The 12,019-nt window shown below is 61.0% G+C and carries 12 protein-coding genes; 1 reads left to right on the forward strand and 11 read right to left on the reverse strand.

Annotated elements, in window-relative coordinates:
- The first annotated feature begins 36 nt into the window (after window positions 1-36).
- Window positions 37-1,359 (forward strand): lytic murein transglycosylase, encoded by a 1,323-nt coding sequence (locus tag VNV36_RS14515; RefSeq protein ID WP_325718376.1) that lies wholly within the window; start codon window positions 37-39, stop codon window positions 1,357-1,359.
- Window positions 1,360-1,459: 100 nt separating this feature from the next.
- Here VNV36_RS14515 and VNV36_RS14520 read toward each other — a convergent pair whose 3' ends face one another.
- The 11 genes from VNV36_RS14520 to rsfS all read right to left on the reverse strand — a co-directional run bounded on the left by VNV36_RS14520 (window position 1,460) and on the right by rsfS (window position 12,007).
- Entirely contained in the window at window positions 1,460-2,407 is a 948-nt protein-coding gene (locus VNV36_RS14520; RefSeq protein WP_325718377.1) for a S66 peptidase family protein, read from the reverse strand.
- Between the two features lie 171 nt (window positions 2,408-2,578).
- Window positions 2,579-3,577, reverse strand: a complete 999-nt coding sequence (lipA, locus tag VNV36_RS14525) for a lipoyl synthase (RefSeq protein WP_325718456.1) — start codon at window positions 3,575-3,577, stop codon at window positions 2,579-2,581.
- Between the two features lie 25 nt (window positions 3,578-3,602).
- Window positions 3,603-4,250: a lipoyl(octanoyl) transferase LipB gene (gene lipB, locus VNV36_RS14530; RefSeq protein WP_325718378.1), complete on the reverse strand. Its 648-nt coding sequence runs from the start codon at window positions 4,248-4,250 to the stop codon at window positions 3,603-3,605.
- Complete coding sequence (locus VNV36_RS14535) at window positions 4,250-4,525, reverse strand: DUF493 domain-containing protein (RefSeq protein WP_064589396.1); 276 nt, start codon at window positions 4,523-4,525, stop codon at window positions 4,250-4,252. The genes lipB and VNV36_RS14535 overlap by 1 nt, the downstream gene beginning before the upstream one ends.
- Before the next feature lie 85 nt (window positions 4,526-4,610).
- Window positions 4,611-5,768, reverse strand: coding sequence for a D-alanyl-D-alanine carboxypeptidase family protein (locus VNV36_RS14540; protein WP_325718379.1), 1,158 nt, complete (start codon window positions 5,766-5,768; stop codon window positions 4,611-4,613).
- A 188-nt stretch (window positions 5,769-5,956) separates the two neighbouring features.
- On the reverse strand, window positions 5,957-6,967 hold the full coding sequence (locus tag VNV36_RS14545; RefSeq protein WP_325718380.1) for a septal ring lytic transglycosylase RlpA family protein: 1,011 nt from the start codon (window positions 6,965-6,967) through the stop codon (window positions 5,957-5,959).
- Entirely contained in the window at window positions 6,967-7,977 is a 1,011-nt protein-coding gene (gene mltB / locus VNV36_RS14550; RefSeq protein WP_325718381.1) for a lytic murein transglycosylase B, read from the reverse strand. Before mltB ends, VNV36_RS14545 begins: the two co-directional genes overlap by 1 nt.
- A gap of 17 nt (window positions 7,978-7,994) precedes the next feature.
- Complete coding sequence (rodA, locus tag VNV36_RS14555; RefSeq protein ID WP_051600793.1) at window positions 7,995-9,098, reverse strand: rod shape-determining protein RodA; 1,104 nt, start codon at window positions 9,096-9,098, stop codon at window positions 7,995-7,997.
- 31 nt (window positions 9,099-9,129) lie between these two features.
- The gene (mrdA, locus tag VNV36_RS14560) at window positions 9,130-11,025 is read right to left on the reverse strand and encodes a penicillin-binding protein 2 (RefSeq protein WP_325718382.1); all 1,896 of its coding nucleotides are present in this window, start codon (window positions 11,023-11,025) and stop codon (window positions 9,130-9,132) included.
- A 10-nt stretch (window positions 11,026-11,035) separates the two neighbouring features.
- Window positions 11,036-11,503, reverse strand: a complete 468-nt coding sequence (gene rlmH, locus VNV36_RS14565) for a 23S rRNA (pseudouridine(1915)-N(3))-methyltransferase RlmH (RefSeq protein WP_011063671.1) — start codon at window positions 11,501-11,503, stop codon at window positions 11,036-11,038.
- Window positions 11,504-11,512: 9 nt separating this feature from the next.
- On the reverse strand, window positions 11,513-12,007 hold the full coding sequence (gene rsfS, locus VNV36_RS14570; protein ID WP_325718383.1) for a ribosome silencing factor: 495 nt from the start codon (window positions 12,005-12,007) through the stop codon (window positions 11,513-11,515).
- Between the last annotated feature and the right edge of the window lie 12 nt (window positions 12,008-12,019).

A 12,019-nucleotide genomic window follows, 5' to 3' on the forward strand; every position in this document is an offset into this window, starting at 1 on the left:
AGGTCTGCACCTGACTCGTTTCCCCTGGAACTGTGCATGCCCCCAAGTCTTTCCCGTCGTTGGCCCGTTCGCCAATTGATCGCTGCCTCCAGCTTCATTCTGCTTGTCGCCTGCGCGGAAAAACCCACCGCCGCCGATGCACAACCGCTTCAAGCCGCTCCCGTGCCCACGGCCCCAGCGATTATCCCGCCGGTAGTGCCGTCCGCTGATCCGCTCGATATTCAACCGACCCAGACCTTTGCCGAATGGCAGGCCGGTTTCCGCAAGGATGCCCTCGCCGCCGGGATTCGCCCTGAGCTGTTCGATCAGGCATTTGCCAATGTCAGCTTCGATGCCAGCGTGATTCGCGCTGATCGCAGTCAGCCAGAATTTTCCCGCCCGGTGTGGGAATACCTCGATGGCGCGCTATCGCCGCTGCGCGTGCGCAAAGGTCAGGCGTTGATCAACCAGTACGCCGACATCCTGCAAAGTATCGAACAGCGTTACGGCGTCGACCGTCAGGCGCTGGTGTCGGTGTGGGGCATGGAAAGCAACTTCGGGCAGTTCCAGGGCAGCAAGTCGGTGATCAACTCACTGGCCACCCTTGCCTATGAAGGGCGTCGCCCGGGTTTCGCTCACGCACAATTGATCGCTGCCCTGCAGATTCTGCAACAGGGTGATATCACCCCGGAAAAAATGCTTGGCTCGTGGGCCGGTGCGATGGGGCAGACCCAGTTCATTCCGACGACCTACAACACTCATGCCGTGGATTTTGACGGTGACGGTCGCCGCGACATCTGGGGCAGCCCGGCCGATGCGCTGGCCTCGACGGCCCACTACCTGCAGAGCTCGGGTTGGCAGCGTGGCCAGCCGTGGGGTTTCGAAGTGCAACTGCCCAGCGGTTTCGATTTCACTCTGGCGGATGGTGCGATTCGCAAGAGCGTTGCCCAATGGCGGCAACTGGGGGTGAACCTGGCCAATGGCGCGCAGGTGCCAGCCGGATCAGAGCAACTGCCTGCGGCGCTGCTGCTGCCCGCCGGCTATCGCGGCCCGGCGTTTCTGATCCTCGACAACTTCCGGGCGATCCTCAAGTACAACAACTCGTCTTCCTATGCGCTGGCGGTGAGTCTGTTGTCCGAGCGTTTCCAGGGCGCTGGCCTGATCAGTGGCAATTGGCCAAAAGACGACTTGCCGCTGAGCCGTACCGAACGCATCGAACTGCAAACGCTGTTGAGCGCGCGTAACTACGATGCCGGCACGGCTGACGGGATTATCGGCGCCAACACCCGCAAAGCGATTCGCAGCGCACAGCAAGCGCTGGGGTGGCCGGCGGATGGTTATCCGACGCACAAGTTGCTTGAGAGCCTGCGTAGCCAATAGAACAAATCAAAAGATCGCAGCCTTCGGCAGCTCCTACAGGACGCTCGTCAATCCCATGTAGGAGCTGCCGAAGGCTGCGATCTTTTTTGCCTCACCCGAATTATCGGATGACCACATCCTGCTCCAGCATCAACTCCTGCTTCCCCGCATCCAGCCGCACCAGCGCGCCCAACGGCAGCGTCAGGTTCGGATCACAATGGCCACTGCGCCAGCCCGACAACACTGGAATCCGCAACGGCTCAAACGTCTGCTTGAGCAAGCGATTCAACGCGTCGACATCCACTCCAGCGATATCACCGACCAGCACACCTCGCAGTCTGGCCAACTTGCCGGCCAGACGCATCTGGGTCAGCAGACGGTCGATGCGGTACAGCGGCTCGTTGATGTCCTCGATGAACAGAATCACTCCTTCGACAGCAATCTCGTAGGGCGTACCCAAGGTCGCTGCGATCATCGCCAGATTGCCGCCGAGCAAACGCCCGTGGGCAATGCCAGGCTCGACGGTCGCCAGCGGATACGCCGCCGGATGGCTCAGCACACTCCCCGTCTTCATTTGCCCGCGCAGCATGGCGAAAAACGAAGTGACCGTCGGCGGCTCTTTGTCACCAAGCAGGTCGGCATTGAGCAGCGGCCCGTGAAAGGTCACAAAACCGGCGTAACGACTGATCGCCAGGTGCAGCGCAGTGATATCGCTGTAGCCGACGAAAGGCTTGGCGTGACGACTCAGCAGGTCGTAGTCGATACGGTCCAGCAGACGCGGCGTGCCGTAGCCACCGCGCAGGCAAATAATTGCGTCGACTTCAGGATCAGCGAACGCCGCGTGCAGATCGCGCAGGCGTACATCGTCGCTGCCGGCCAGATAGCCGACCTTCTCGTAAACGCCGGGAAAGACCTTCAGTGCATAGCCGCGAGCGCGCATCCACTGCATCGCCTTATCAGTGTCCAGAGTACCTGGGCCGGCCGGTGCAATGACGCCGATCAGCCCTTCCGAGGGCAGTGCGGGCACCGCCCGATGCGGGCAAAGCGTATGGGTCGGTCGAACGGTCATCCTTGGGTCTCCCTGTGAACTGATGCTCACACAGTAGTCAGGAACGGCGACAAACAGAAGAGGGTCTGACACGCCGCGCATTGAAGGAAAAATCAGCAGCGAATGTAAGCCGGGCAAAAAAATGCCCGCCGGGTGCTGAACCCCGGCGGGCATTCTTGCTTCAGCGCTGAATCAGGAGCCCAGCAGCTCGGCCTTGACCAGTTTCGCCTGCTCGTCCGCGTGGTACGAAGAACGTACCAGCGGGCCCGACGCAACGTTCTTGAAACCCATCTTGTAACCTTCCTCGGCAAACCAGGCGAAGGTGTCCGGGTGCACGAAACGCTGCACCGGCAAGTGGCTGCGCGACGGTTGCAGGTACTGACCGAGAGTCAGCATATCGATGTCGTGTTCACGCATGCGCTTCATGACTTCGATGACCTCGTCATCGGTCTCGCCCAGCCCCAGCATCAGGCCGGACTTGGTCGGAATGTGCGGCATCATCTGCTTGAAGCGTTGCAGCAGGGTCAGCGACCACTGGTAGTCCGAACCCGGACGCGCTGCCTTGTACAGGCGCGGCACGGTTTCCAGGTTGTGGTTGAACACATCCGGCGGCTCGGCCGCGGTGATTTGCAGCGCGATGTCCATGCGGCCACGGTAGTCCGGAACCAGGGTTTCGAGCTGCACGTTCGGCGACAGTTTGCGGATTTCGCGAATGCAGTCGGCAAAGTGCTGGGCACCGCCGTCACGCAGGTCGTCGCGGTCTACCGAGGTGATCACCACGTATTTGAGCTTGAGGTCGGCGATGGCGATGGCCAGGCTTTCCGGCTCGTTGACGTCCAGTGGCTTCGGACGACCGTGGCCAACGTCGCAGAACGGGCAGCGCCGGGTGCAGATGTCGCCCATGATCATGAACGTCGCGGTGCCGCCGGAGAAGCATTCGCCGAGGTTCGGGCAGGATGCTTCTTCACAGACGCTGTGCAACTTGTGTTTACGCAGCAGGCTTTTGATGCGGTCGACTTCCGGCGATACCGGGATGCGCACGCGGATCCAGTCAGGTTTCTTCGGCAGTTCGGTGGTCGGGATGATCTTGACCGGGATGCGTGCAACCTTCTCGGCGCCGCGCAGCTTGACGCCGGCTTCAACCTTGGGACGCGGGGCCGGGCGCTCGGTCACGTCGAGCGTCGGGATCATGGTTTGCACTGCATCAGTAGTCATATCAGTCGATTCCGCCCGTGAGGGTCGTCTGCTCAGCATAGTCGAGGTGTTTGACGAGCTGCGCGCGCAGCCGGGCACTTACCTCGGCAAATTCAATCGATCCTGCGTGATCGCTCAGCTGGGTCATCGCCAGCCCGGCGTAGCCGCAGGGATTAATCCGTCGAAACGGTTCCAGGTTCATATCCACGTTCAGGGCCAGGCCATGAAAGGAACAACCGTGGCGAATGCGCAAACCCAGAGAAGCGATTTTCGCTCCATCGACATACACGCCGGGAGCATCTGGCTTGGCGGCGGCGGTGACGCCGTAGCTGGCCAGCAGTTCGATCAGGCAGGCTTCCATGCGGCTGACCAGATCGCGCACGCCGAAACCCAGCTTGCGCACATCCAGTAACAGATAAGCCACCAATTGCCCGGGGCCATGATAAGTCACTTGGCCGCCACGATCGACCTGCACTACCGGAATATCTCCCGGCAGCAACAGGTGTTCGGCCTTGCCCGCCTGCCCCTGGGTGAACACCGGTGGGTGCTCGACGAGCCAGATTTCGTCGGCGGCATTGCTGCCACGTTCGTTGGTAAAGCGTTGCATGGCATGCCAGACCGGCTCGTAAGCCATCTGGCCCAGCTCGCGAAAGCCCAGCGTGCCGTGCATCACAACACCATGTGCACGAAGCCGGTCGCCCGCAATTCGCTGTTGATGTTGTACAGCTGATCCTGATCGGTGGCGACGATGTGCAACTGAATGGTGGTGTATTTACCGTTGCTGCTCGAGCGCTCGTCGATGCGCTCATCATTGATGGTCGCGTGTTTCAGAACGATCTCGATGATCTTGTCCTTGTTGCCAACACCCGTATCGCTGATCACCTTTATCGGATAATCAGTCTGGGGAAATTCGATCTTTGGCGCCTTTACTTCGGTATCGGTCATGGCGTAACGGCCTCTAGAGTACAAGCCGTGGTAACGCACATGGCCCCGCACCGGATCGGGGCGGGGCCATGCAGGTCAACACAAATCAGTTGAACAAGCCGTAGAAGAATAGGCGGATGCTATCCCACATGCGGCGGAAGATACCACCCTCCTCGACGCCATCCAGAGCGATCAGGTCGGCGCTGTGCACCACCTTGTCGTCCAGTTTGACTTCGACTTTACCGATCACATCGCCCTTGGCGATTGGCGCGACCAGTTGCGGGTTCATGGTCATGCTGGCAGCGAGCTTCTTCAACTGGCCCTTCGGCAGGGTCATGGTCAGGTCCTGTGCCAGGCCGGCCTTGACCTGGCTGGTAGTGCCTTTCCATACCGGCGCCTGCGCCAGTTCAGTGCCCTTCTGGTAGAAGGTCTGGGTTTCGAAGAAGCGGAAACCGTAGGTCAGCAGCTTCTGCGTTTCAGCGGCACGGGCCACTTCGCTGTTGGTGCCGAACACCACGGCGATCAGGCGCTGGCCGTCACGTACCGCCGAGGACACCATGCAGTAGCCGGCTTCATCGGTGTGGCCGGTTTTCAGACCGTCAACGGTCTTGTCGCGCCACAGCAGCAGGTTGCGGTTAGGCTGCTTGATGCCGTTCCAGAAGAACTCTTTCTGCGAGTAGATCGCATAGTGAGCCGGGTCTTCGTGGATGATCGCGCGGGCCAGGATCGCCATGTCGTGCGCCGACGAATAGTGCTCAGGGTTCGGCAGACCGGTCGGGTTCATGAAGTGGGTGTTGGTCATGCCCAGTTCGGTGACGGTCTTGTTCATCAGGTCGGCGAACGCGTCTTCGCTGCCGGCGATGTGCTCGGCCAGAGCGACGCTGGCGTCGTTACCGGACTGGATGATAATGCCGTGCAGCAGGTCGCTGACAGTCACCTGCGAGCCGACCTTGATGAACATCCGCGAACCGCCGGTGCGCCAGGCGTTTTCGCTGACGGTCACCGGGTCGTTTTCACCGATCTGGCCGCGACGGATTTCCAGGGTCGCGATGTACGCGGTCATCAGCTTGGTCAGGCTGGCCGGTGGCAGACGCTGGTCGCCGTTGTTTTCGACCAGCACGTTGCCGCTGCTGGCATCCATCAGAACGTAGGCCTTGGCGGCCAGTTGTGGTGGCGACGGCATCATCTCGGCCGCAAAAGCGGCTGGCGAGAGGAGCAGCGGGACTAGCAGACACAGGCGTTTGGCAAAGGTGGTGATGTTCATCCGTCTCTCGAAATCGCTAATGGAAACTGCCCTTGCGGACAAAATTTAATCAGATGACTTTCTAACGAGCCATCGCGTGTTCAGTTGCTCACTCCGGTCACCCTTGCCGGGCTTTTGTTCTTCGACGAGCCAACAACCTGGTTCACCCCCCGAATACCGCAAGTGAACCGTCAATCAAGGTCTACGTATTACTCGGTGACCACGCTGGGCGAACCCAGATTGGCCAGACGCACACTGTTCTGCACCTGGGCGATCTCACCCGGCGAGCCGATCGGCCCCAGGCGTACCCGGTGCAGGGTCTGCTGATTGCGCACGATCGAACTGATGAACACCGGAGCGCTCACCATCCCGCTGAGCTTCGACCTCAGCAGTTCGGCAGCGTCCGGGTTGGCGAACGCGCCCACCTGCAGATACTGGCCAGACGCTGGTGCAGAAGCGTTTTTTTTTGCATCGATCTGCACCGGCACCACGGCCGCCGCGTGTTGCTGCGGTGGCGGCGTCCACTGTTCGACGGTGCCGGCCGATGCGGTGATCACCGGGGCGCTATTCTGCGCCACTTGCGGCTCGTTGAGCATCAGTGGCGCCGGACGGCCCTTGGCGGCCCACCATTGCTGCGGATCGATGCCTTCGACCTTGACCCGTGCGGTGCCGGTTTCGGCATAACCGAGCTTCTTCGCCGCCGCGTAGGACAAATCGATGATGCGATCGGAGTAGAACGGCCCACGGTCGTTGACGCGCAGGATCACGGTCTTGTTGTTGTCCAGGTTGGTCACCCGAACGTAACTTGGCAGTGGCAAAGTCTTGTGCGCGGCACTCATGCCGTACAGGTCATACACTTCGCCGTTGGCGGTGTTCTGGCCATGGAACTTGGTGCCATACCAGGACGCCGTGCCCGAAGCCACGTAGGTCTTGGATTCCTGCAACGGAAAGTAGGTCTTGCCCAGCACGGTGTACGGGTTGGCCTTGTACGGGCCGGTGTGCAGGGTCGGCGTTGCATCGGGGATGCGCGAAACGTCGACGTCCCACCACGGCGCGCCGTCTTTGTGCGCGCGGTTGATGTCCAGGCCCGGTTGGGCGCGGACAGCGGTGGACGGTGTTTTCTGCGTCGGCGTGCGGCTGGTCGTACAGCTGGCGACCAGGACTGCCAACGCAGCGAAAGCCACCAGCTTCAGGGGTTTATGGTTAGGCAATGCCTGCATTACTTGACGCCCCGTGCTTGTACCAGCTGTTCAGACAGTTGATGTACGGCCATGGCGTACATCACGCTGCGGTTATAACGCGTGATCGCGTAGAAATTCTGCAGGCCCATCCAGTATTCAGGGCCGTTGTCGCCTTCGAGGCGAAATGCGGTAACCGGCATATCATCGCGCAGCGCATCATGACTTGACCAGCCCAGCGCCCGCAACTCTGCGACCGTTTTAACCGGTTCGATGCCAGTGGTCAGGCCTTCATCGACCTGCTCGCCGCGTACATCGGCGCGGCTGACCACAGGCTCCCCGGCGACCCAGCCATGACGCTTGAAGTAGCTGGCGACGCTGCCAATGGCATCGTCCGGGTTGTTCCAGATATTGATGTGGCCGTCACCGTCGAAATCCACCGCATAAGCACGAAAGCTGCTCGGCATGAACTGCGGCAGGCCCATGGCCCCGGCGTACGAGCCTTTCAGGGTCAGCGGATCGACCTGCTCTTCACGGGCCAGCAGCAGGAACTCACGCAACTCCTTGCGGAAAAATTCGGCCCGGGGAGGATAGTCGAAACCCAGGGTCGACAAAGCATCGATTACCCGGAAATTGCCGGTATTACGTCCGAAAAAGGTCTCGACGCCGATGATCGACACGATGACTTGTGCCGGCACGCCGTATTCCTGCTCGGCACGGGCCAGGGTCGCCTCGTGCTGACGCCAGAAGTCCACACCGCGGGCGATGCGCGCGTCGGTAATGAACATCGGGCGATATTCGTTCCACTGTTTGACCCGTTCGGCGGGTCTGGAGATGGCGTCGAGAATCGACTGCTTGCGCTCTGCCTCGCGAAACACACCCATCAGTTGTTCTCCGGCGAAACCGTAGTCGCGGGTCATTTCGCCGACGAATTCGGCCACCTGCGGCGAGCCTTCATAATCGCCGGCCAGCGCTTCCTGCACACTCCCCAGCAAGCCCATCAGGCCAACCAGCGGCGCGCATCGAGTCGCCCAGCCACGCATTACTTGCATTGCACTGTTCACCTTATTCAAACCTGTGCGATCCACTTGCGATGGGTATGGATCGACATCAAAACCCCAAACGCTGACAGCAGCGTCACCAGCGAAGTTCCTCCGTAGCTAATGAACGGCAACGGCACCCCCACGACCGGCAACAGGCCACTGACCATACCGATGTTGACGAAAACGTAAACAAAAAAAGTCATGGTCAACGCGCCGGCGAGCAATTTGCCGAACAACGTCTGCGCCTGGGCGGTGATCACCAGCCCTCGGCCGATCAACAGCAGATAGATCAGCAACAGCGCACAGATACCCACCAGACCGAACTCTTCGCCGAGCACGGCAATAATGAAGTCAGTGTGGCTTTCCGGCAGGAAGTCCAGATGCGACTGGGTGCCGAGCAGCCAGCCTTTGCCGAACACGCCGCCAGAACCGATCGCGGCTTTCGACTGAATGATGTTCCAGCCGGTGCCGAGCGGATCGCTTTCCGGATCGAGGAAGGTCAGCACGCGCTGCTTCTGATAGTCGTGCATGACGAAAAACCACATCGCCACCGACACCGGCACGGCTGCCGCAAGCACGCTGAGAATCCAGCGCCAGCGCAAGCCGCCCATGAACAGGACGAAGGCGCCACCGGCCAGAATCAGCAACGAGGTGCCCAGATCCGGCTGGCGCACGATCAGAATGAACGGCACGCCGATCAGCATCAGGCTGATGCCGACGTGCTTGAGCTGCGGCGGCAAGGTGCGCTTGGACAGATACCAGGCGATGGTCGCCGGCATGAGGATTTTCATGAACTCCGAAGGCTGGAAGCGAATCACCCCGGGGATATTGATCCAGCGCGTTGCGCCCATGGCGTTGTGACCCATGATGTCGACGACGATCAGCAACACCACACCGATCACATAACCGAGCGGCACCCAGCGGGCCATGAAACGCGGCTCGAACTGGGCAATGACGATCATCGCCACCAGGCCGATGCCGAACGATGTGGCCTGCTTGCCAAGCAGATCCCAGCTCTTGCCACTGGCCGAATACAACACGAACAGGCTGCCGGCGGCGAGGATCAGCAACAGGATCAACAGCGGACCATCGATATGCAGGCGTTGCAGCAACGTCGCGCGGCGACGCATCACATCCTCGCTGGAGAGCATGCGATCGAAGTTATTCATCACGGGCCGTGGCCTCCGCAGTGATTGGGCTGGCGTACTCGGCTTTCAGATGGCCGTTCTGGTCGAGCAACCAGGCGTCCATGACCTGGCGCACCACGGGCGCGGCAACACCGGAACCGGACTCACCGTTCTCGACCATCACCGATACGACGATTTTCGGATCATCGGCCGGGGCGAAACCGACGAACAAGGCGTGGTCGCGATGGCGCTCCTGGACTTTGGAGCGGTCGTATTTTTCGCCCTGCTTGATTGCCACCACCTGCGCGGTACCGGACTTGCCGGCGATGCGGTATTGCGCGCCGATCGCCGCTTTGCGCGCAGTACCACGGGCACCGTGCATCACCTGCTGCATGCCGTGGTTGACCTTGTTCCAGTCGGACGGGTCGCGCAGGACGATGTTCGGCATCGGGTTGTCATCCACCGGCTTCACCCCGTCGAGGGACTTGGCCAGATGCGGACGATTCCAGATGCCTTTGTTGGCCACCAGCGCAGTGGCCTGGGCCAGCTGCAGTGGCGTCGATTGCATGTAGCCCTGGCCGATCCCCAGAATCAGGGTCTCGCCGGGGAACCACGCCTGTTTGCGGGTCGCACGCTTCCATTCGCGGGACGGCATCAGCCCGGGGGATTCTTCGAACATGTCCAGCGAGACCTTCTGGCCGATGCCGAACTTGTTCATGTAGGTCGACAGCCGATCGATCCCGAGCTTGTGCGCCAGGTCATAGAAGTAGGTGTCGTTGGACCGCATGATCGCCGTGTCGAGGTCGACGAAACCGTCACCGGTGCGGTTCCAGTTGCGATATTTGTGATCGTAGTTCGGCAGCATGTAGTAACCGGGGTCGAACACCCGGCTGGAGGCCGTGACCACGCCGGCGTCGAGACCGGCAATCGCCACCGCCGGTTTGATCGTCGAGCCCGGCGGGTACAGACCGCGCAGCACCCGGTTGAACAGTGGCCGGTCGATGGAATCGCGCAACTCGGCGTAGGCCTTGAAGCTGATGCCGGTGACGAACAGATTGGGGTCGAAACTCGGCTGACTGACCATCGCCAGCACTTCGCCGGTTTTCGGATCGAGCGCCACCACCGCACCCCGACGCCCACCCAGTGCGGCCTCGGCGGCTTCCTGCAATTTGATGTCGAGGCTCAGGACAATGTCCTTGCCGGGAATCGGATCGGTGCGCTTGAGCACGCGCAGAACGCGTCCACGGGCGTTGGTCTCGACTTCCTCGTAACCGACCTGACCGTGCAACTCCGGCTCGTAGAAGCGCTCGATGCCGGTCTTGCCGATGTGGTGGGTGCCGCTATAGTTGACCGGATCGAGGCTTTTCAGCTCCTTCTCGTTGATCCGCCCCATGTAGCCCACCGAGTGGGCAAAGTGCGCGCCCTGCGGATAATGCCGGACCAGTTGCGCAACCACTTCCACGCCGGGCAGACGGAACTGGTTCACCGCGATCCGCGCGATCTGTTCTTCGCTCAGCTCGAACAGGATCGGCACCGGCTCGAACGGCCGGCGCCCCTGACGCATGCGTTTCTCGAAGATCACCCGGTCCTCGGGCGTCAGCTCCAGCACCTCGACGATAACGTCCAGCACTTGCTGCCAGTCGCCGGAGCGCTCGCGAGTCATGCTCAGGCTGAAACTCGGCCGGTTGTCGGCAACGACCACGCCGTTGCGGTCGAAAATCAGCCCGCGGGTCGGCGGAATCGGCTGCACGTGGACGCGGTTGTTTTCCGACAGGGTCGAGTGGTACTCGTACTGGATCACCTGCAGGTAATACAGACGAGCGATCAGCACACCGATCAGCATCACGATCACAATCGCACCGAACACGACGCGGCTGCGCACCAGACGGGCGTCCTTTTCGTGGTCCTTGATGCGGATCGGCTGAGACATGAGGGCAGGCTTACTTGTGGTAAGGGTGACCGGACAACACGGTCCAGGCACGGTACAACTGTTCGCCGATCAGAATCCGCACCAGCGGGTGCGGCAAGGTCAGCGGCGACAACGACCAGCGCTGATCGGCGCGGGCACAGACTTCCGGCGCCAGCCCTTCCGGGCCACCGACCATGAAGTTGACCGTGCGCGAATCCAAGCGCCAGCGGTCGAGTTCGACCGCCAGTTGCTCGGTGCTCCAGGGCTTGCCGTGAACTTCCAGCGTGACGATCCGCTCGTTGTGCCCGACCTTGGCCAGCATGGCTTCGCCTTCCTGGCGGATGAAACGGGCCACGTCGGCATTCTTGCCACGGGTATTGAGCGGAATTTCCACCAGTTCCAGCGCCAGTTCGGAGGGAAGACGCTTGGCATATTCATGCCAGCCTTCTTCCACCCACTTGGGCATGCGTGAACCGACGGCGATCAGGCGCAGTCGCACAGCAATCCCTTAGAACTGGTCTTTGTTGAGCTTGGTGAAATGCTCGTGGGTGTTTTCCGGGCTGTGGTGCTTGGCATCGGCCGCGCGGCTTTGCTCGGCACCGGCCCACAGGCGCTCCAGATCGTAGAACTGACGCGCCGAGGCGGTCATCATGTGCACGATCACCAGATCGAGGTCGAGCAGCACCCAGTCGCTGTCGCCCTTGCCTTCTTCGCCCAGCGGCCTGGCGCCCTGCTTTTTCACTTCTTCGCGAACCTTGTCCAGCATCGCGTTGATCTGGCGATTGGAGGTACCGGTGGCGATGATCATGTAGTCAGTGATGCTCTGCTTGTCGCGCACATCGATGATCTGGATGTCCTGGGCCTTGACGTCTTCCAGCGCGGCGACGGCAATCTTGACCAGTTCGTCGCCCTTGAGCGGCTCGTTGGTGTTGACCGCTTCAGGCAGTGGCGCGCTCTTGAACGTGCCTTTGCGCTTTACTTTCGGTAGATCTTTGTCAGTCATATAAAACTCGTT

This window comes from Pseudomonas sp., from assembly GCF_035554175.1.
GTDB lineage: Bacteria > Pseudomonadota > Gammaproteobacteria > Pseudomonadales > Pseudomonadaceae > Aquipseudomonas.